At 68.6% G+C, this 20,562-nt stretch carries 19 protein-coding genes; 8 read left to right on the top strand and 11 right to left on the bottom strand.

The window, feature by feature from the left end; all coding sequences use genetic code 11:
- The first annotated feature begins 279 nt into the window (after positions 1–279).
- The 4 genes from BFF77_RS24005 to BFF77_RS23990 all read left to right on the top strand — a co-directional run bounded on the left by BFF77_RS24005 (position 280) and on the right by BFF77_RS23990 (position 5,004).
- A complete protein-coding gene (locus BFF77_RS24005) occupies positions 280–3,189 on the top strand; it encodes a peptidoglycan-binding domain-containing protein (RefSeq protein WP_066953303.1) in 2,910 nt (969 codons plus the stop codon).
- A gap of 149 nt (positions 3,190–3,338) precedes the next feature.
- Positions 3,339–3,872 carry a spore-associated protein A gene (locus BFF77_RS24000; protein ID WP_425424422.1) on the top strand — a complete coding sequence of 178 codons (534 nt, stop codon included), beginning with the start codon at positions 3,339–3,341 and terminating at the stop codon, positions 3,870–3,872.
- 156 nt (positions 3,873–4,028) lie between these two features.
- Positions 4,029–4,568 carry a GNAT family N-acetyltransferase gene (locus BFF77_RS23995; RefSeq protein WP_066953299.1) on the top strand — a complete coding sequence of 180 codons (540 nt, stop codon included), beginning with the start codon at positions 4,029–4,031 and terminating at the stop codon, positions 4,566–4,568.
- 16 nt (positions 4,569–4,584) lie between these two features.
- Positions 4,585–5,004: a TraR/DksA family transcriptional regulator gene (locus BFF77_RS23990; RefSeq protein WP_066953297.1), complete on the top strand. Its 420-nt coding sequence runs from the start codon at positions 4,585–4,587 to the stop codon at positions 5,002–5,004.
- Here the strand turns inward: BFF77_RS23990 and BFF77_RS23985 are convergent.
- Positions 5,001–5,687, bottom strand: coding sequence for a ScbR family autoregulator-binding transcription factor (locus BFF77_RS23985; RefSeq protein WP_066953295.1), 687 nt, complete (start codon positions 5,685–5,687; stop codon positions 5,001–5,003). The genes BFF77_RS23990 and BFF77_RS23985 overlap by 4 nt on opposite strands.
- A gap of 279 nt (positions 5,688–5,966) precedes the next feature.
- On the opposite strand from BFF77_RS23985, the gene BFF77_RS23980 reads away from it, so the two are divergent.
- Together BFF77_RS23980 and BFF77_RS23975 are read left to right on the top strand one after the other, a co-directional pair.
- The gene (locus BFF77_RS23980; protein WP_079125438.1) at positions 5,967–6,749 is read left to right on the top strand and encodes a response regulator transcription factor; all 783 of its coding nucleotides are present in this window, start codon (positions 5,967–5,969) and stop codon (positions 6,747–6,749) included.
- A gap of 92 nt (positions 6,750–6,841) precedes the next feature.
- Positions 6,842–8,179 carry a cytochrome P450 family protein gene (locus BFF77_RS23975; RefSeq protein ID WP_079125437.1) on the top strand — a complete coding sequence of 446 codons (1,338 nt, stop codon included), beginning with the start codon at positions 6,842–6,844 and terminating at the stop codon, positions 8,177–8,179.
- Between the two features lie 101 nt (positions 8,180–8,280).
- Here BFF77_RS23975 and BFF77_RS23970 read toward each other — a convergent pair whose 3' ends face one another.
- The gene (locus tag BFF77_RS23970) at positions 8,281–9,144 is read right to left on the bottom strand and encodes a ScbA/BarX family gamma-butyrolactone biosynthesis protein (protein ID WP_066953307.1); all 864 of its coding nucleotides are present in this window, start codon (positions 9,142–9,144) and stop codon (positions 8,281–8,283) included.
- Between the two features lie 369 nt (positions 9,145–9,513).
- Here BFF77_RS23970 and BFF77_RS23965 point away from each other — a divergent pair, with 369 nt between their 5' ends.
- On the top strand, positions 9,514–10,236 hold the full coding sequence (locus BFF77_RS23965; protein ID WP_245703675.1) for a ScbR family autoregulator-binding transcription factor: 723 nt from the start codon (positions 9,514–9,516) through the stop codon (positions 10,234–10,236).
- A 178-nt stretch (positions 10,237–10,414) separates the two neighbouring features.
- Here BFF77_RS23965 and BFF77_RS23960 read toward each other — a convergent pair whose 3' ends face one another.
- Entirely contained in the window at positions 10,415–11,557 is a 1,143-nt protein-coding gene (locus tag BFF77_RS23960) for an MFS transporter (protein ID WP_342671259.1), read from the bottom strand.
- Between the two features lie 127 nt (positions 11,558–11,684).
- Here BFF77_RS23960 and BFF77_RS23955 point away from each other — a divergent pair, with 127 nt between their 5' ends.
- Positions 11,685–12,113, top strand: a complete 429-nt coding sequence (locus tag BFF77_RS23955; protein WP_066953288.1) for a MerR family transcriptional regulator — start codon at positions 11,685–11,687, stop codon at positions 12,111–12,113.
- Here the strand turns inward: BFF77_RS23955 and BFF77_RS23950 are convergent.
- From BFF77_RS23950 to BFF77_RS23915, 8 genes are all read right to left on the bottom strand, one after another.
- The gene (locus BFF77_RS23950) at positions 12,074–12,991 is read right to left on the bottom strand and encodes a fumarylacetoacetate (FAA) hydrolase (protein WP_066953286.1); all 918 of its coding nucleotides are present in this window, start codon (positions 12,989–12,991) and stop codon (positions 12,074–12,076) included. The genes BFF77_RS23955 and BFF77_RS23950 overlap by 40 nt on opposite strands.
- A gap of 83 nt (positions 12,992–13,074) precedes the next feature.
- Positions 13,075–14,379, bottom strand: a complete 1,305-nt coding sequence (locus BFF77_RS23945) for a pyridoxal phosphate-dependent aminotransferase (RefSeq protein ID WP_066953284.1) — start codon at positions 14,377–14,379, stop codon at positions 13,075–13,077.
- A gap of 104 nt (positions 14,380–14,483) precedes the next feature.
- Complete coding sequence (locus BFF77_RS23940; protein WP_066953282.1) at positions 14,484–16,145, bottom strand: AMP-binding protein; 1,662 nt, start codon at positions 16,143–16,145, stop codon at positions 14,484–14,486.
- Positions 16,142–17,263: a Glu/Leu/Phe/Val dehydrogenase dimerization domain-containing protein gene (locus BFF77_RS23935; RefSeq protein ID WP_079125434.1), complete on the bottom strand. Its 1,122-nt coding sequence runs from the start codon at positions 17,261–17,263 to the stop codon at positions 16,142–16,144. Before BFF77_RS23935 ends, BFF77_RS23940 begins: the two co-directional genes overlap by 4 nt.
- Before the next feature lie 69 nt (positions 17,264–17,332).
- Positions 17,333–17,896 carry a type 1 glutamine amidotransferase gene (locus tag BFF77_RS23930; protein ID WP_066953280.1) on the bottom strand — a complete coding sequence of 188 codons (564 nt, stop codon included), beginning with the start codon at positions 17,894–17,896 and terminating at the stop codon, positions 17,333–17,335.
- An 8-nt stretch (positions 17,897–17,904) separates the two neighbouring features.
- Entirely contained in the window at positions 17,905–18,708 is an 804-nt protein-coding gene (locus BFF77_RS23925; protein WP_066953278.1) for an amino acid kinase family protein, read from the bottom strand.
- Complete coding sequence (argC, locus tag BFF77_RS23920; RefSeq protein WP_066953276.1) at positions 18,705–19,763, bottom strand: N-acetyl-gamma-glutamyl-phosphate reductase; 1,059 nt, start codon at positions 19,761–19,763, stop codon at positions 18,705–18,707. The genes BFF77_RS23925 and argC overlap by 4 nt, the downstream gene beginning before the upstream one ends.
- Positions 19,760–20,562 (bottom strand): ATP-grasp domain-containing protein (locus BFF77_RS23915; protein ID WP_066953273.1); only part of this gene is annotated, 803 nt, incomplete at its 5' end. The genes BFF77_RS23915 and argC, both read right to left, overlap by 4 nt.

The raw sequence follows: 20,562 nt of genomic DNA, 5'->3' as shown, positions 1-20,562 counted from the left end.
CTGGGCCGGCCCAGCCACAGGACGGTGGAGCCGGGGGGGCAGCGCGCTAGCTGCGAGCGCCGGGTGACACGGTCTCCGGGTGCGGTGATCTCCTCGTGGGGTACGTCCATCGGGCGGTCCGGGTCGAGGATCCTGGTGCGGGCGCTGGCAGCTTGCGCGCTGGCTCGGCGGCTCCACCGTCCTGTGGCTGGGGCGGACCAGGGGCCCCGGCTCGGGCGAGGGTTCGAGCGGAGTCCGTTTCGACGTACTGGAGCACACCGTCCGGCAGGAGGACGCCCCATGACAGCCAACCTCGACGACCTGCTCGCGGCGACGGCACGGATCGGACGCCCCGAACCCGCCAGGCGCTGGCCCTACGGGCCGACAGCCCTGCGCTGCGGCCACAACGGCCGGCACAAGGGCGAACACAAGGGATACACCCTCGACCTGGACACCTATCTGGCGCTGCTGCGGCGCGCCGAGATCGATCCGGCCGTTCCCGGGCAGGAGCGGTTCCCCCATACGACGGTCCAGCGGCTGCGCCTGCTCTACTACGGGCAGCGGGTGGGCAACTCGCTGTTCGACAGGGTGCTCGACACCGATCCACGTCTGCGCGACAGCCCGATGACCACCGACCGCTATCCGCAGGATCTGCTCGACCAGTTGTTCAGGACCGGACCGGTCCTGGTCGGCGGACGGGACCGGTCACCGGTCGACGTGTCCCACATCTGGGTTCTGGCCGACCGCCGGCTCAACGGGCTGAGCACTCTCTCCCATGTGGCCGGCCTGTTCCTGGCCGATGTGACCGGCCTGCTCAGCTGGATGGGGGATCTGGCGTCCTGGTGGATCGCGTTCAACGACCGGCGGATCAAGGCCCGGCTCGCGGCGGTGGCCGCCGGCCGGCCCGTCACCGATCCGGTCTTCACCGAACCCATGGACGAGGCTTCCCTGGAGGCCGGGCCCCGGGCCTGGCTGGCGGAAGGAGCCGCGCGCTGCGACATCGACGACCTGCTGGGCGACATCGACGCCATGGTCCTCATGCCGGAGTTCGGCAGACTGCGCAGAGACACCAGCACCCCGATCGCGGACCTGCTCGCCGCCTACTACGGCCTCAACGACCGGCCCGACGACCGCGCCCATCCACATGTCGACAACAGATTCCATCTCTTCGTCCAGCGTGCCTCGCCCGAGATCCCTCATGAGCCCGTCGACAAGGACAACCCGACATCGGGGGTGAGGCTGGCGCCCGACGCGGGGGACCGGATCCGGTCGCTGCTCAAGAGCGCCATCGGATCGACCCTGCTCACCGTGCGGCTGTCGAAGTCGTCCCACCACGCCACCGCCCGGCGCGCGTTTCCCGAAATCGACCCGCTGGTCGTACCACCGACCGCGCCCTTCCCCGGAGGGGACCTTCCCTCCCAGCTCCAGGCGCAGCTCTACCACGAACTCGCAAGCCCGTGGGGCGCGGCCATGCTCACCGCCATCTCCGAGCGCCTCACGGCCTTTCTGACCACCGGGCTGGAGGGGGAGGGCGGCTGGAGAATCGGCGACTGGCCGACCGAACCCAGCCCGCTGCACCGGTGGGGCGGCGCCGAGCTGGCGATCGGCGCCGTGGACCCCGCGGCACCCGGCGGGGAAACGTCCGGCCCCGGACCCGTGCGCAGACTGCAACTCGACCTCGACGCACTGGGCTTCACGACCGGCACTCCCGACGGCAGCTTCGGCCCCCGCACGGCCGTGGCCCTGCGGGAGTTCCAGATCGAGGCCCAGTCCCCGCGGATGTACGTGCCCGTCCGGCCGGCACCGGCCGAAGGCTACGAGGTCGTCCCGGCCGACCGCCGTCACTTCGGACCGGTCAACGGTGTTCTGGACGAGCAGACCGCCGCTGTGCTCAGCATCTGGGTCGACCTCGCCAAGGTCGACGAACCGGCGCTGACCCGGCCACTGAACCCGCTGCGCGTCAAGGCGTACCGGCACTCCTCCGCGGGACTCGGCGAAGTCGTCCACGACGACGTCTGGCGCTACGACGACGTACAGGACCAGAGCCTGCTGGTCTGCGCCACCGACAGCATGCGCCGTCACTGGCACGACGCCGTCGAGAGCGGCGGCCCCGTACCGGTGGAGTTCGGCCCGACCGGGGAACAGCCCCTCGCGCTCGGGCAGTGGACCTCCTCCGGCTCCGGCGGCCCGGTGCTGCTCCCGAGCAAGGACTACCCGACCCTGTGGCCCTCGGCCAAGGTGACCGCCGTCCGCTGCGCCGACCCCGACCGTCCGCCGCTGCCGCCGGGGCTGCCCGTCGAGCCCTCCCAGTACCGCGCGGTCGCCGCCATCGCCCATGTGGAGGTGTACAGCAACTTCGACGTGCACAACTGCTGGGACGTGGCCCGGTTCTCCATCGGACTCTGCCACTGGACGCTCGCCGCCGACGCGGCCGGTGAGCTGCCCGCCCTGCTCGGCTACTACAAGCACCTCTATCCGGAGGACTACCACCGCACCATCGGCCGGTTCGGCATCGAGCCCGCCGAGCCCTGGCCCTGGCCCCAGGACAGCGGTGCCTCCGCCCAGGCCAAGTTCACCGGACGGCTCAGGATGCACGGCCTGCACGACGCGCTCGGTGTGGTGCGCCCCGGCCGAGCACTGGTCTTCATGCCCTCCGAGGGCGGCACGGCCGACCCCGACCGGTATCTGCTGGACTGGTTCCGCAGCTGGCGCGGCCTCTTCCGCTTCACCATGGCACTGCGCGGCTCCGCGTACTTCCGCCACGCCCAGTACCGCTTCACCCTGCTGCGCCTGGAGACCCTGCTCGGCAGGGCCTTTCAGACCGAGGCGGGCCCGGCCGACGCCGGCCCGTTCCGTGACGACGGCACGGTGGCGGACTTCGGCGAGGTCTTCACCAGCGAGCGGGCGGTGACCGCCCTGCTGCGCTGGCATGTCAACCGGCCGGGCAAGGTCGTCTCCGGCTCGGGTGCCGTGTCCGTGGTGCGCGACGCCTTCCGGGAGGCGTACGGGACCGGCCGTGTACTGATCCAGCAAGTGGACCCGGCCACCGCCGACGCGCGGCAGGAGCGGCTCGTACGCCACTTGATCGACAACGCTCCGGAGGAGTGGTACCGGGACAGCGTCCGCAACGCGGTCGACCATGTCGACCCGGAGTACGGCCCGCTGTCGCGCTCGGCCGGCAGCTTCGTCCGACCGGTCGGGCCGGCCTGAACCGGGGCGGCCGGCGCTCGCATCGGGACGGCGCGCCGTCCCGTCGCGAGCCGTAAGAAGAGGCCGTGCTTCCGTACAACGGTGTCCGTGATCCACGGGTCGTACCCGGTGAGATGCAGAAGCATCCACGGAAGTACAGGGGGAAAGACATGCGGAAATCACGTCGTGCGGCGGTGGTGGTGGCCTTGGCCGCGCTCGCCGCGGGAAGCACCGGCACGGCCATGGCACAGCCGGCCGCCGCCGCGCCGGCCGCCGCCCCGGCACAGGCCGCGTACAACGGTGTCTGCGGCAGCGGCTACACGGTGGTGAACTGGGCGGACATCGGCAAGCAGGGCACGGTGTACCTCACGTACCACTCCGGCAACGGCAAGAACTGTGTGGTGACGATCCGCAGGACCAGCGGATCGCCGGTGTACATGTTCTCCTACGTCGGGGTGCCGGCGACCGGCGAGGCGGACGTCGACGGGGACAACTACCGTGCGTACGCGGGACCGGTGTACGCCTACGCGCGGGGGCTGTGCGTGGACTGGGCCGGTGGCATCTCCAACCAGCAGACGTGGACCTACGGTTCCAACTGCGGCGCGCTCGTGGCGACCCGGGTGACGAAGAACGGCGGGACGACCGCCCGCTCGAAGGTCGACGAGCCTTCCGCGGCGCGCGCGGGGGCCGCGGCCGGCCGCTGACACACCGGCCCGGCGCGCGTCCTTCCCGCGGTTTCCCGCGAGGGGCTCGTGGAGTACGACCGCGTCCCTTCCCCGGCATCGGCGTCGCCGGGGAGGGGACGCTTCATGTGCCGGCCGGTGACGGCCGTGAAATCGCATAGAAGTACGATATAGGGCATGAATATCCGTACCGTCTCCTTCGATCACCCCGACGCCGTCCGGCTCAACGACCGTGTGCAGCTCGAGTACGCCGACCGGTACGGCGACGAGGGTGACATCACGCCCCTCGATCCTGCCATGTTCGAGCCGCCGCGGGGCCTCTACCTGATCGTCTACGACGACCACGGTGTCCCGGTCGCCACCGGCGGCTGGCGCGGCCAGGACCGGAACGACGACGGGTACGCGGACGGCGACGCGGAGATCAAGCGCATGTACGTGATCCCCGAGGCGCGCGGACGCGGCCTGTCCCGGCGGGTGCTCGCCGCCCTGGAGGACGACGCCCGCGCCGCGGGGCGTACCCGGATGGTCCTGGAGACCGGCACCAAGCAGCCGGAGGCCATCTCCCTCTACATGTCCAGCGGCTACGAGCTCTGCGCCAAGTTCGGCCTCTACCGTTTCGACGAGCTCAGCCGCTGCTACGCGAAGCCGCTGGCGACCGCCGGGCCCGGGTCCGTCCCGCACGGCCGCCGGCCGGCCGCGGAATGCGAGGCCGGGTGACGGCGTTGTCACGTGGATGGGCGATTCCTTCGGTGATGCCGCTTTTCCCGCGACGGGGCGTGAGGCCGCCCACCGGCGGCTGGCGGCCGAACGCGCCGGCACCATCGCGGAGATCGCCTTTCTGAGCCGCGACTTCGCCCAGATCGTCGAGGCGAACGCGCTCGTGGCGGTCGACGACGAGCACGACCCGGAGGGATCCAGCACCGCCTTCGAGCGGGCGCATGTCGCCGCCCTGCTGGCACGGGCCGAGGAGCGGCTGGCCGATCTGGACCGGGCCCTGGAGCGGCTGGAGCGAGGCGACTACGGGAGGTGCGGGGTGTGCGGCGGGCCGATCCCGGCGGAGCGCCTGGAGGCGCGCCCGGCGGCGAGCACCTGCGTGCCCTGCGCCGAGGCCCGCCCCCACCGGCCGACGGGCCCACCGCCGGACAGCCGCTAGGGCGGCGGGACGGTATCGGCCCGGCGCAGTACCTCGTCCGTGCCGTCGAGACGCAGTTCGGCCAGGGCGCGTGGTGCGACCGCCTGTGGCAGTACGAGTTGCCACAGCCCCGTGATCGTCGGGCGTGACAGCCACTCCCTGTTCTCCCTGGCGAGAACCTCGCCGCCCGTTGTCGCCGCCATCACCACCCGCGCCAGCCGCTCCGGAGACGCCCCTTCGACAAGGGCCTCCTCGTCGGCGGCTCGTGCCAGCGCTTGCTGGATGCAGCCCTGCCACCCTTGACGCAGGCTCAGGCACGTGCGTTCGGAGGCGTCGCAGTTGAGCCGGAAACCGGCCCGCGCGACCACATCCTGGTGCAGCACTCGGGCGAGGACGTGAGAAACATCGATCAGGGTTTGCAAGGCGCTGGTCTGTGCCTGCCGGCCCTGCCACGCCGCGTGGTACAGGCTGCGGACGGCGGCGGTCTCGACGGCGTTGGCGAGTTCCGGCTTGCTGTGGAAGTGGAAGTGCAGAGCTCCGCTTGTCACGCCGGCTCCGTAACTCACCTCGCTCAAACGTGTCTTTTCATAACCATTCCTCTCGAACTGTTCAGCGGCCGAGCGGATGAGCGCCTTCCGGGTAAGGACGGAACGTTCCTGCTTGCCCCCGGACCGGTGGGTGGCACGCGATTCGGGGTCATCCATCGATGATGGCGGCAACATGAAATATGAGTACCTACGAGAATGATTTGGCGCCACCTCGAAGACCGATATGCACCACAAGTGCCTTTAGTTCGAATGACTTGCCGCATCGGATCGAACATCTTCCGGCGAGTAATATGCCAATTGTCTGAATCTAGGTGGTGCAAAGCGGCGTAAAAGGTAAATAAGAATCCCCGGGGATTATTTGACAAAAACATCCTTCATGGTTTTAAAATCTATCCGTCGGTCGCATGGGGATCCATACAAGGGGGAAAGGAAGCCATGGCTGGCAATACAAGCCTGCGCGCGCACCGTGTTCCCGCGAGGCGTGGAAGACACTTCCAGCAGCTGAGACAGGCAGGTTCCGAGGCACCGACGGCGCAGACCTCCGAGGCACCGAGGGGTTGGCGGGTTCTGGTGGTGGAGAGCGACCCCGAGGAGGCGGACCCCCTGATACGGGGATTGCAGCGGCAGGGCCACAGGGTCGCGAGCGCGGAAACGGGAAGCGGCGCTCTGCGCGCCTACAAGGAAGCCGATCTGCTGCTTCTCGATCTGGACCTCCCCGATCTGGACGGCCTGGAGGTCTGCAGAACCATCCGCCGGGTCGACGACATACCGGTGATCGCGGTCACCGCCCGTGGCAGTGAGCTGGACCGTGTGCTCGGTCTGCAGGCCGGTGCGGACGACTACCTGGTGAAGCCCTACGGGTTCCGGGAGCTGATGGCCCGTATGGAGGCGGTCATGCGGCGCCTCAAGCCCCAGTCCGCCCTGTCCGCCGGTGGTGTCGCGTCCCACGGCGCTCTGCGGATCGACACGGAGTCGCGCAAGGTCACCCTGGGCGGGCGGCTGCTCGACCTGACGCCCAAGGAGTTCAACCTGCTCTACCTGCTGGTCTCGAACCCCGGGGACATCATCCCTCGCGAGCAGCTCATGCAGGAGGTCTGGGCCGGCTCCTGGTCCCGGCGGACCCTGGACACACATGTCTGCAGCCTGCGCCACAAGCTCGGGTCGAACGACTGGATCCTCACCGTCCGCGGTGTCGGGTTCCAGATCGGATCGGGCTGAGCCGGCCCATTCGCACAAGCGGTTCGCGGAGCCCGAAAATGCGGAATGATGCATTCATATAAACAATAATAAAGGCGTCCATATTCTGGAATATGGGTCTGTGTCCGTCATGTGAAGGATGCAGACTGTGTGAGCACTCCAGCCGCGAAGAAACAAATCCCGGAGAGGCTCACACAGTGAACGCCAAACCTGCGCCCTTTTTGCCTGATCTCATTCAGCTCGACATCAATGGAAATGACCCGCACGCCGAGATAGCGCGCATACGCCGCCAGGGCCCGGTAACCCCTGTCATGCTGCCTGGCGGCGTCTTCGCCTGGTCCGTCACCAGCCAGGGGACCATCAAGCAGTTGCTGACCGACCCCCGGGTGTCGAAGGACGCGGAGCAGCACTGGCCGGCCTGGATCAACGGCGAGATCCCCGCCACCTGGCCGCTCTCGCTCTGGGTCTCCGTCCGCAGCATGATCACCGCGTACGGGGACGATCACAAGCGCCTGCGAAGACTCGTCACCAAAGCGTTCACCGCGCGTAACATCGGCACACTGAGACCCCGGATCCTGGAAATCACCGAGTCATTGCTCGATCAACTCGACTCCGTTCCGAGAGGCACGGTGATCGATATGCGGGAACGTTTCGCCGCCACCCTTCCCGTGCAGGTGATCTGCGAATTTCTCGGCATTCCGCTCGAAGCCCGTGAGCGGCTGCGGGAAACGATCGACCTCACGTTCCTCACCGCGGTCTCGGCGCCGACGGTCGAAAACAACGTCAGGGATCTCTACTCCGCCCTCAACGAACTGATCGACATCAGGCGTGCCACCCCAGGTGATGATCTGATCACCTACTTGATAGCCGTCCGTGACGAGCAGGTCGACGAGGGGCTCACCCAACAGGAGCTGATCGATACCTTACTTCTGGTCATCTCCGCGGGATACGAGACGACGGTGAACCTTCTCGACCACGCCGTTCACAGCCTTCTCAAACATCCCGATCAGCTCGCCCTCATCCGTGACGGAGGGGCGACCTGGGACGACGTCATAGAAGAAACGCTGCGGTACGAACCGTCCGGCTTCCATGTCCCCATGCGCTACGCGGTCGAGGACATCGAGATCGACGATGTCCTGATCGCCAAGGGGGACGCCATACTCGTCTCGCTCGCCGGCGCCGGCCGGGACCCCGAAGTCCACGGCGGCGACGCCGCGGAATTCGACCTCACCCGCGTGACGCGTCGTGATCACATCGCCTTCGGTTTCGGAGTGCACCACTGCCTCGGCGCGCCACTGGCCGGGCTGGAGGCCGTGGTCGCGCTCGAAGCCCTCTTCCGGCGATTCCCCGGCCTCAGACTCGCGGAGCCGACGGAACGCCTCGAACTCCTGCCGTCGTTCATCTCGAACGGCCACCGCCGGCTCCCTGTACTGCTGCACGCGGAGAGCTGACCGCCGGTTCGCGAAATCGGCCTGACAGGGCGGAGCGGAGGCGCAGTTGACGTGCGGGCCGTCCGTTGAGCGGGCGGCCCGCACAACCATGCGTCAAGTGATCAGGGTCGACTTCCCGCGCCGTAACCGCTTCCCGTGACCGACGACGAGAAGACCTCCTCTCCTTCCTGATGTCCGGTCACCGTGACCGTGTTCTCCCGCGGTCCGGGACTCGCCTCGATCCACAGCGGGCTCCGGAACTCGGCGTACCTGCTGAACGCGTTCCGCCCCTGGCGGGGACGCAGTGCCGCGGGGCCCATCACGGCGTGGGCGGCCTGCCTGGCGGCCTCGATGAGGACCATTCCCGGGACATGGTCCTTGCGCCCCTGGTAGAGAGTGCTGTGACCGGTGTCGACACGGAGCTGCCACCGGTCGCTTCGAGAGGTGGGGATGAGGAGGACGTCCTCGGGCCGGGTGCGCCCCACCGTGTGTGACGGTGCGCCGGCTCCCGGCGCGGCCGTGTGGGTCGCCCGCAGGAGGTCGCCCCGTATCCGTGCGTAGGTTCGCGCGCTCAGCAGTTTGATGCGGCTGACCCCGGTGCCCGCCGTCCGGCCGCCCCGGCGGACCGTGACATGGCTGTGCATCCCGGACAGCCTGCCCGCGCGCTGTGTCGTCTCGGAGAAGGCCACCTCCATCTCGACGTCGCGGGTCCCGTCCAGGCCCAGATGTTCCGGGTGACTGGTGAAGTCCAGTCCCCACATCAGGAAGTGGTGATCCATGGGCACGTCGTACGCGCCATGACCGATCAGTATCGTGCTCTGCCGCATGGACTCCACCAGCAGCAGCACGTCATGTAAGCCGTCTCTCGGCATGAAGAAGCTGTGATCCTCGGGCCATGTCCCCCTGACGAGAAACCGGTTCTCAGCTACGCGTACCCACCCCGTGGGTACGACATCTTGTCGGCGCGTCCGATGCATCAACTCCATGGGCACGGTGGTTGTCACGCCCTCGGCCAGGGCAGTCGTATACAGCACGATGCACACCCCCCTTGTGTGACTGGCTACCTCCATGTGGGCCAGCGCCGACAAGATACGTACGCCGAAGTATGGTTCGCAATGTACCGCTGGGTGACCTGCTTCACTTCTACGCTGAATGGATTGTTGCAGGTGGACGCCATAGTGTAGCGCTCATCAGCAGCGGACCGGCCTTGCCGGGGCAAGCAGACCTGACAGTGACCGCGCCAACGTGACGGTCCGTGAGTATGATGCGCCACTGGATTCATACTGTTCGGTTTTTAAAGAGCACGGCATCAGCGGCACCAGGCGAGGAGCAAGGTGGCAAAACAAGATCGATCGGTGCGTACGCGGCAGAAGCTTCTGGAAGCGGCTGCAACGGTCTTCGATCGTTTGGGCTACCAGGCGACCACCATCAGCGAGATCGCGGCGGCGGCCGGCACGACCAAGGGGGCTCTGTACTTCCATTTCAGCGGGAAGGAGGAGCTGGCCCAGGTCATCCTGGAGGCACAGCAGCAGGACGCCGAGCCGGCCCTCGTCCCGCAGCGCATCAAGCTCCAGGAGATAGTGGACTCCGGCATGATCCTCGCCGAGCGGCTGCGGACGGACACCCTGGTGCGCGCCAGCGTCCGCCTCAGCCTTGATCAGCAGGCGGGTGACCTCAACCGGGACAGTGCTTTCCGCAACTGGGTCGAGTTCAACCTCGGGATCCTCCAGGAGGCCCAGCGGCGAGGTGAACTGCTGACGCACGTCGACCTCGTCGGCACCGCCGAGCTGTTCGTGGGCTCCTTCGCGGGACTTCAGCAGATGTCGCAGGTGCTGGCCGACTACGAGGATCTTCCGCAGCGGGTGTCGGTGCTGCTGGGCCATGTGATGCCCAACATCGCCGTGCTGCCCGTCCTCGGCATGCTCGACACATGTGCCCACCGGGGCAGGAGCCTCATCGCGGAGGCCGAGCTCAGAGCTGACGCGGCGTCAGTCGAGGACGACGGTGAGGACGACACCGAGGACGGTGCCGAGGGCGACGGTGAGGAGGACGGCGGTGTGGACGGCGTCGAGGAGTGAGATCTCGTACGTGCCGACGACTGGCGGGTGAGATGCCGGGATCCCGCCCGATCCAATCGATCGGACGGGATCCCCTGAGCTCCCCTTGAGCTGATCCAAGGGGCAGCCAGGCGCACGGGGTGCAGGGGGGACTTCGTCTTGTTCGGATCTCGCCGGGCTCGACGCCCGACGAAAGACCCTAGACCGCTCCGGGCCGCTTGGCGGGGAAGGCGTGCTTGCGGGCCAGGACCACGACGAGCAGCACAGGAGCCATGAGCGCGAGAACACTCCACGGGAAGGACGTGGGGCCGAGGCCGCCGAGGAGGATGCCGCCGACAGCCCCGCCGCCGGCCATGAAGGAGTTCCATGTGGTGACCAGCAGCGCCTGCCCCCGGTCGCCTCCGGCGTCGGTGACCGCGGTCTGCAGTAGGGTGGTGACGCCTCCCCAGCCCAGGCCCCACAGCACCATCGCGCCGTACACCACGATGACGTTGCCGGCCAGTAGGGCCAGCAGGACCGCGGCGATGAGGAACAACGCGCTGCTGATGATGGTCAGTTGCCGCAGCTTGCGGTCGACCACGGCGCCGGTGATCAGGATGCTCACCACGGAGGCCACACCGAAGACGAGCAGCACCACGTCACGGGCCTCGCCCATGTCGTTCGCGTCCAGGAAGGTGGCGATGTAGGTGTAGAGGATGTTGTGGGCCAGTACGTAGGCGGCGACCACGAACAGCACCGCCACGACCCCGGGAAGCGCCAGGGCCTTCAGGATCGGCTCACGTGCTCCCGGTCGCTGTCCGGGGGCGTCGGGGACCGTGATGAAGATCCACGCCAGCAGCACCACGGAGATCACGGCCACGAGGCCGAACGTCAGGCGCCAGCCGAACAGTCCGCCGAGGAAGGTTCCGACGGGGATGCCAAGGGACAGGGCGAGCGGGACGCCGGCCATGGTGATGGCGATGGCTCGGCCCTGCAGATGTGGAGGTGCCAAGCGCCGTGCGTAGCCGACGAGTTCCGCCCACACCGCTGCCGCCGCGACACCGGCGAGAAGACGGAACGCCATGGTCAGGGCGTAGCTGGACGACAAGGCCGTGACGGTGTTGGCGATCGCGAACATGGTCACGGCCAGCAGCAGCAGCCTCTTGCGCCGCCACGCGGCCGTGGTCACGGACAGCGGAATGGCCGAGATGCCCGTGGCGATGGCGTAGATGGTGAGCGCCTGGCCCATGGCGGACTCGCTGACCGAGAGGTCATGGGCCATTTCGGGAAGAACACCGGCGGGAAGCGCCTCGGTCAGAATTCCCATGAAGGCTGCCGTCGCCAGAGCCAGAAGCGGTGACATCGGCAACTTGCGGTTGTCTGCGGGAGGGGAGGTGTTGAATACCTCTGTCTGTGACGTTGACATGACTGTATCCTGGAACCCTCACATAGATGTGAATGTCAAGTGGATGCGAGATGAAGTGGGTCACATGCGGATTGGTGAGCTCTCCGAGCGCACAGGAACACCTCGCAGGCTGCTGCGCTACTACGAAGAGCAGGGACTGCTGGTGCCCGACCGGTCCTCGAACGGATACCGTGACTACCCCGAGGGCTGTGTGGACCGGGTCCTCCAGATCAGGGGCTTGCTCGAAGCCGGCCTGCCGACGCGGATCATCAAGCAGGTCCTTCCGTGCATCAACAACCCCCGGGCCATTCATGTCTCCGGCGCGACACCGGAGACGATCGCCACCCTGGAGCGTGAGCGTGACCGCATGGCCGACCGCATCCGGTGTCTGATCCGCAGTCACGACGCCATCAACGGCTACCTCGACGCGGTGCGCGGTGAAGGGCAGCCCTCCGGCGTGGCGTCGGCGGCGTCCTACGACGTGGGCGTTCCGGTGACGACCGAGGCGGCCTGACGGCCGTAGCGGACGACATTGGACAGCACGGTGCCGTGACTGGACACGTCGAGGACCAGGCGGTCACCGTCCTCGATCCGGAACCCGTCGTGGTAGCTGGCCTTGTCGGCGCCCAGGAACAGGTAGTTGACCAGTCCGGGAGCGCGCATGGCCGGGTAGGAGAACAGATGGTCCGCCATGTCCTTGAACCGGTGGAAGATGGAGTCGGCGCCGCAGGAGAAGTCGCCCTCCCAGGCCTTGGCCCCGTCCCGTTCGATGGTGACGCGTCCCGTCACCGTCTGCGGTGGCTCGTCGAGGAAGAGCCACGGCGTCATGGACGTCTCACACAGCTTGGCGTACGGAGTCCACGCCCACGGGTTCTTCAGGTGCAGCCCGATGTCGTTCAGGTCGTTGCCGAAGCTGTAGCCGGCGTAGTGCGGGTCGCCGTCGTCGTCGTTGACGTAGACCAGCACGACCTCCGGCTCCTCCAGCAGCCAGATGGGATCCGCGGGGGTGATCAGCGGCTCGTCCGGCATGCGCAGCCAGGATCCGAAGCCCTTGATGTAGTAGTTCGGCGGTGTGAACTCCTCGTCGGGCTCCGGGGCACGGTCGAACTTGGAACGGTGCGTTCCCATGAAGCCGTTGATCAGGGAGTTGTTGGTGGCCGTGGGCAGCAGCGGGGGAAGGTAGCGCAGCTCGGGGTCGCCGATGGTCACGGAAGCGGTCTCGGCGGTGCCGGTGACGGCCGCCACCGTCGCCTCCGGGCCACCTCCGGCGAGGAGGGCGGCGCGAAGCTGTCCGTCCTCCACCGCGTACAGCGTATGCGTGTCGCCGTCGGCCGGAATGCCCAGCCCCGCGTATCGCCGGCCCTTGTACTCGCACTCGAAGATGATGGACATGGCTGTCAGTGACCTCCTGCTGGTTGTTCGGGTTCGGAGTCCGCGCCGAACCCGGATCGATGACGCGCGCGGACGGAGCGCGATCAGGCCCGGCCGCCCGGTGGGGGAGGGGCGGGGCGCCAACCGGTGAGGTCGTCGAGGACCTCGGCGATACGGTTCAGGGACGCGCTGATCCACGGCAGCCGGAGCGGATCGGCGGCTGTCAGCGCGGCGGTACGCTCGGCTTCGCTCTCGCCGTACAGCCGGCCGGTGGCGGCCCGGATCCGCAGCGGCCGTTCGTGCTCGCCGAAAACCGTGCCCGGCAGCACTCCCACCCCGTACCGCGCCGAGAGCAGGGCGGCCAGCCCTTCGCTGCCCCGCACGCCGTGGACGCGGGCGAGACGGTCCCGGAGGGGCTCGAAGTCCGGGTAGAGATAACACGTGGCGCGCACCGGCGACAGCTCCGCGCCGACGGCGGCGAACTGCCGGGCCACCGCGCGGACCACCACTTCATGCAGACGCCGGCTCGCGGTGATGTGGGCGACGACCTCGGGCGGCTCCTCCAGGGCGTAGGCGGCGGCGGCCTGCACCGGCGCCGCGGTGCTCGACCAGATCTGGCTGGCGATGCCGACCAGCCGTGTGTGCACCTCGCGGCCCAGGGCGCTGTCGGGCAGGCGGGCGATGCCCATCCGCCAGCCGCCGAGGGCGAGGTTCTTGGTCAGTCCGGTGGTGACCACCGTCCGCTCCGGCGCGAAGACGGCCGGGGAGACGGCCCTGCCCGCCGGGTCGAAGACCAGATCGCAGTAGATCTCGTCGGAGACGATGACAAGATCCAGCTCCCTGGCCGTCTGCGCGAGGCGCCGTACGGTGTCGGGTGAGGCGATGGTGCCGGTCGGGTTGTCGGGCACGGTGACCACCACACACCGAGGGTTCCGTCCACGGGCCCGGGCCAGGACCACCGCGTCGCGGAGCGCCGCGGGATCGGGCACCCCGCCCTCGCCGGGCCGAGTGGTGACCGGTACGGACCGCACACCGGCCAGGTCGGCCTGCGCGCTGTAACTGACCCAGCTCGGCACCGGCACCACCACGTCGCCTCCGACAGCCAGCATCAGGGCGAAGAGAAGCGGCTTGCTTCCCGGTCCGCAGACCACCAGACCGGGGTCGACGGCCAGACCCCGCCGCCCCCAGTACCCGGCCGCCGCCGTACGCAGTGCCGGATTCCCGGACACGGAACCGTAGGCGTTGCGGTCCGCCGCCGCGGCGAGCCGCTCCCTCAGCGCCGGCAGCACCGGCAGACCGATCTCGCCACTGGCCAGGGACAGGACCTGCTCCCCGGCGAGACGGCGGCGGGTCAGCGCCTCATCGGCGGCGAGCGTGGCCGACATGGCCACCGGCGCGAGATCGGGCATGGTCCCTCCAACGGATGAGATGGCGGCGGACACGGCGCTCTGCCGCGCCGCACCGGGTGAGGGCGGGAAAGCCGGGAAAGCCGAGGAAGCGCTGAAGGCGCGGGTCACCCCCCGGCGTACCGCTCCCGCAGTTCGACCTTCCGGATCTTGCCGGTGAGGGTCTTGGGCAGCGCCTCGACGATTTCCAGCCGCTCGGGCCAGAAGCGGGCGTCCTGGCCCGCGTCCGCCAGATGGGAGCGGACCTCCTCCAGCGTCGGCGGTGTGTCGCCCCGCGGCACGACCACGGCGAGAATGAGGTCGTCGAGCAGGCCGGTGGGGCCGACGACGGCGGCCTCGGTCACCTTCGGATGGCGGGAGATGACGGCCTCCAGCTCAGCCATGGGGACGACGACGCCGTCGCGCAGGATGGCGTCCTTGGCACGGCCCAGGAGACGGATGCCGCCACGCCCGTCCTCCCGTGCGACATCGCCGGTGTCGAACCAGCCGTCCGCGTTCAGCTCGGCGGCGAACGCGTCCATGCGCTTGTAGTAGCCGAGCGCCTGCGACGCGCCGCGCACCCGGAGCCGGCCCACCGGGGCCCGCAGGTCGGGGTCGTGGCAGTCGTCGATGCGGATCTCCATCGAGTCGATCGGACGCCCGTGGCTGTGGGCCGCCCAGTCCTGGTCGTAGTCGAGACGTGTGATGGTGACGGGTCCGAACTCCGACATCCCCCACAGCGAATAGGTGTGGGCGTCGAGGGTCTCCCGCAACTCGTCCACCAGCTGCTGGAGCACCGGCGCGGCGCCCGTGACCACATGACGCAGGGTCGACATGTCCCGTGGTTCGGCACGCTGGGACTGGGCGACCTCGGTGAGGGTGGGCGGAGGCCCGTAGAGCAGCGTGGCGCCGTAACGCGCGATCAGATCGGGCAGACCGGCGTTGTCCTGGAAGTCCTGGAAGACGATGGTGCCGCCGAGCATCACACCGGCCAGGACGCCCTGTCCGAAACCGGAGTAGTGAATCAGCGGAGTGGTGACCGCGGCGACGAGGTCGTCGCCCAGCAGGAAGGTGTCCACATAGCCGCGCACGGCCGAGTGGATGGTGTTCTGGCTGTGCAGCACCCCCTTGGAGTCGCCGGTCGTCCCCGAGGTGAACAGCACGACGAACGGATCGTCGGGTGCGAGCTCGCGGCCGGTCAGGTCCGCCGCGTGCCGCTCCTCCCAGGGGACGGCCACGAAGTGGTCGTGGAAGTCGACGGCGCCGTCGGGGGCATGGCCGCCGACCACCACGACGTGCTCGACGGGGAGTTCGGCCCGCAGAGCGACGAGTGTCTTCGCGAGGGGATACCCGTCCCACTCGTCCACGGTGACGCACACCTTCGCCTCGGTGAGCGTGAGGCGGTGGCGCAGATCGTTCTCGCGGCAGACGGGAGCGATGGGGCAGATGACGGCGCCCACACGTATGCAGGCGAACATCAGCGGCACCATCTCCCACCGGTTGGGGAGCTGAACCGCGACGAAGTCCCCCGGCTGGACGCCCAGTTCGAGCAGGGCTCCGGCGAAGCGGTCCGTCAGCCGCGCCAGCTCGGAATAGTCCAGGGTGTCCGTGCGGGCCTCGTGCAGTCGGCGTCCGGCGATGGCGAGCTTGTGGGGCCGCTCGCGGGCCTGACGGCCCAGGTCGTCGAGGAAGGTCTCGTCCCGCCACCAGCCGCGCCGGCGGTACTCAAGGGCACGGTCGTCCGGTGAAGCTGTCGTCAGGCCCGGGTGCGTGGCCGTCGCCGTGGTCATCGGTGGGTCCTCCAGCGCGCCGCGAGCAGCTCCGGCAGCGGGTCGCCGGCGGTGGCCGAGGCGATCTCCAGCAGATCCCGGGTGTTGTCACGCACACGGTCGCCGACCCAGTCGAACACCCACTCCTTGCGCCGGCCGGCTTCCAGGTCGAAGGGCACGGTCCTGGTGACCGCCAGGCCGGCCGCCGCCGCGCCACCGACGTTGGCGACCACGTCCGGGATCAGTGTGGAGCCGGAGGCCGCCACCTTCTCCTTGGCCTCGGCGCTGGAGGTCAGGTTGCCGCCCTCCACCACGAGCTTGGCGCGCAGCTGGTGGACGTTCTCGGCGTTGAGCGCGTCCTTCTGCGCCGCGAGGATCAGCAGGTCGGCGTCGACACCGAGCCAGGCGTCCGGCGCGCCGGAGACGGTGACGCTCTGCGGCAGCCGGGACCGGTCGATCTGTCCGAACACATCGGTGATGGCGACGAGGTCGTCCACCGGGAGACCGTCCGGGCTGCTGATGGTGCCCTTCACATCGGCGACGCCCACGACACGGTGTCCCCGCTCCTCCAGGAACCGCGCGACCGCCCGGCCCACGGCACCGAAGCCCTGTACGACGACCCGTGCCGATCCCTTGCGGTCACCGGCCTCCCAGGCGGTCACCGCGGCCACACCCACACCGTGTCCGGTGCAGTCGATGAGCGGCTCGTAGTAGGTACGCCAGTCGATGGGCATGTCGATGGCGTGCGGACGGTACCGGGGGTCGTAGCCCGCTTCGTCGAAGAAGATCGCACGGTCGGCGGGAGTGACACCCATGTCGATGCCGAGGTGGATGCCGCCGTGGAGCAGCGGCTTGACGGTCCTTCCGAACGTGCGGAAGGTCTCCTCACGGTCGCCGCCGTCGGAGACGATGCCGGCCTTGGCGCCGCCGATGGGCAGGCCCACCAGGGTCATCTTCTCGGTCATGCCCCGGGCCAGGCCGCGTACCTCCTCCTCGGTGACGCCGGTGGTCATACGGGTGCCGCCCATGGCCAGACCGTCGACGAGCGTGTCGACGACCACCCAGCCCTTCAGAGTGCCGCCGCTGCCGTTGAGGTGAACGCTGAACGCCGGTTCCTGCGAGCCTTCCAGAACAGTCATTGCCAAGTCCTTCGGTGAGTGAGACGAGGAGAGGGTGGGTGCGGGGCTGCCGCGACGGGACCGGGCCCGTCACTGGTAGAGCTGCGCGAAGCCGCGCAGGATCTCCAAACCGTCACTGCGGAACTCCAGATGCGCTTGCGCGCCGAATATCCGCCCGTCGTCGGACCGCAGAAACTCCACGGGCGCGTGCTCGGAGCGGCCGATGGAACGAAAACCCTCCGGGGCTTCCCGGAGATAGAGGGTGTGCCGGTGGAAGACCGTCACCCTCGGCTTCACATAGCTGAACAGCGGCTCCTCCTTGTCCACCTGGACCTCGAAGCCGCCGACCCGCTGCGGTCCCTCCGACAGATGGGCACCGGCCGAGACCGCGAGGATCTGCATCCCGCCGCAGATGCCGAAGACCGGGACGTCGCTGCTGCCGATCAGGTCGAGAAGCGGCTTGTAGTACGCGCGGTCGAAAGCCCGCACCTTCGTACCGCTCAGGACGATCGCCTGGTACCTGCCGTCGAGCCGGGCGGGCACGGACCGCGCGTCGACGGCGTCCGTGTCCGAGCCCAACTCCTCGAAACGTTTGCGGAGTTGCTTCAGCGACAGAGTTCCGTTGTTGACAACCAGTACACGGGATTTCGTCACGGTGCTCCTCAGTTTCGCGTGATGACGGTGCCGGTGCGCGCCGCCAACAGATCGGTGACGGGAGCGCTGCCGATGACGACTCTCTCCACACCCCGTTCCAGTGCCTCACCGGCGGCTCGGAGCTTCTTGCGCATCCCGCCGGTGGCGCCCTTGTCGCGGAACTCCGCGGCCGCGTCGGCCGTGATCTCGCGTACCGGTCTGCCGTCGATGAGCAGATGCGCGACATCGGTGACGAGAATCAGATCGGACGCGCCGACCGATCCGGCGATGGCGGCGGCGGCCCGGTCGGCGTCCGTGTTCACCTCTTGGCCGGCCGCGTTCCTGGCCAGCGGTGTGACGAGGTGGGCGTGACCGGGCGAGAGGTTCTTCAACGGCGACGGATCCACCGCCGTGATCGGGCCGACGAGATTGTCGAGCTCGACGAGCTGCTTGCCCTGCCACCACCAGCGCTCACCCTCGCCCGCGCTGACCAGACCCGCACTGCCGAGGAGCCGCTCGGCCGTGATGCCGCGTCGCTCCAGCCGTGCGAGGACCTCCTCGCCCAGCTCGGCACTGACGGTCTTGATGTCGTCGATGACCTCGGGTGTGGTCCATCGGCTCTGGTTGCCGTACCGGTCGCGCAGGAGCGCCGAGGGCTCGCTGTAGCGGGGGCTGAGCTTTCTGAGCGGCTTGGACCAGCCGTGCACGAGGACGAGCGGCTGCTTCTCCCCGTGCCGTGCGAGATCGTCCCACCACGTGCCGGCGAGGTCGTCCAGGCAGCTCCCGCCGAGCTTCACCACGATGGGTGCCTGTACGGTCGGCTCTCCGCTCATGCCGGCATCACCGGCTGCATCGTCAGGCCCCTCTCCTCGGGGAGCCCGTAGCGCTTGTTGAGGGCCTGCACGGCCTGGCCGGCCGCGCCCTTGATCAAGTTGTCCAGTGCGGCCAGGACGACGACGCGGCCCCCGTCCGGGTCGTGCAGCACGGTCACGTCGCAGTAGTTGGATCCGAGCGTGGCCTGAGGATCAGGCATGGGGATCAGGGTCTCGTTGTTACGGCGCACCCGTACGAAGTGGTGCTTCTTGTAGAACCGGAGATATGCCCGTTGCAGCTCGCGCAGGTCCACCGGGTCGTCGGTGAACACATAGCAACTGGCGAGCAGTCCGCGTACATGGGAGACGCCGTACGCCGACATGGTCAGCGATCCGATGGTGCCCGGCTTGCTCCGCTCCATGAAGTCACCGACCTCGGCGGCGTGCCGGTGCCCGGTCGGCGCGTACGGCGCGATCGCGCCGTTGCGCAGCGGGTGCAGATCGGCGGTGCGCAGCTGGATACCGCCTCCGCTGGAGCCGCTCTTCCCGTCCACCAGAACGGTCTTGAGGTTCAGGCCGAGCTCCAGCACCAGGGGAGCCAGCCCCAGGGTGATGGCGGTCGCGTAGCAGCCCGGCACCGAGATCAGCGAGGCGTCCTTGAGAGCGTCACCGACGAGTTCCGGTACACCGTAGACGAAGCGGTCGGCGAGCTCCTCGGACCGGTCGGCCTTCGCGTACCACCGCTCGTGCAGCGCCCGTCCGCGGATACGGAAGGCACCGCTCAGGTCGATCACACACGCCACGCGGTCGGCGAGCTCCGCGGCGAGCCGGGCGGACACCGGGGCGGGCGTGGCGAGGAACACCACATCGCACCGCTCGGCCACACGGCCGGCCTCGACGGGCTCGACGGTGAGGCCGAGATCGAGACGGAGCCCCGGGTGCAGCTCGGCCGGGCGCCGGCCCGCGCTGGAGTTGCCGCCCAGGAAGGTCAGTTCAAGATCGGGGTGCTGGTTCACCAGCCGGATGAGTTCGCCGCCGGCGAACCCGGAGGCGCCGACAATTCCCACACGTATCATCCGAGTGTCTCCCGCACATAACCGATGACGGCCGCCGAGATGTCCGTGTCCGTCGTCGACGCCACACCACGCCAGGCGGGCGCGTGGTTGACCTCGTTGACGACGAAGCCGGCCGGAGTCCTGAAGAGGTCGACGCCGTAGATGCCGGCGCCGAGTCGGTCCACGACCCCGTCCACGGCCTTCTGGATCTCGGGGTCGTGGGCCAGGGACCGGCTCTGGTTGCCCAGAGCCGCGTTGCTGCGCCAGTCGGCGCCCGCGCTCTTGAACTCGGCGGCGGCCACGATCTCCCGGCCGATCACCAGACAGCGGATCGATCCGCCGCCGAGATACGGCTCGACCAGGCACGCCTGCTCGAAGGCGTGACCGAGGTCCTCGACGTAGTCGTAGACGGAATGCGCCAGATCGGTGTCACGAACCAGGGTGACGCGCTTGCCCATGCCCCCGTAGACGGGCTTGAGCACCACGGGCGCGCTCAGTTCGTCGAGAGCCCTCTCGAAATCCTTGCGGGACAGCGCGAGCCGGAAGTCCGGCACGGGAATCCCGGCCGCGCGCAGTACGGCCCGCAGCACCAGCTTGTTCTCACACGCGTGGATCGCGGCGGCGGAATTGAGGACCGAGGTGCCACTCGCCTCGGCCAGGGTGGCGATCAGTCCGCCCCGCGTGTAGCTGCGGCTGCGCACCAGCAGCGCGTCGTAGCCCTCCAGCACGGAGGTGTGCGTGGCCCCGAGGCACAGGGACTCGTCGTTGACCCACTCGAATTCGAGGCCGAACCGCGGTGCGGCCTCGAATTCGAGTGGGT

Source organism: Streptomyces lushanensis, from assembly GCF_001700515.1.
GTDB classification, from domain to species: domain Bacteria; phylum Actinomycetota; class Actinomycetes; order Streptomycetales; family Streptomycetaceae; genus Streptomyces; species Streptomyces lushanensis.
The sequence above is the reverse complement of the archived record's forward strand: the minus strand, read 5'-3'. Positions and strand labels throughout refer to the sequence as shown.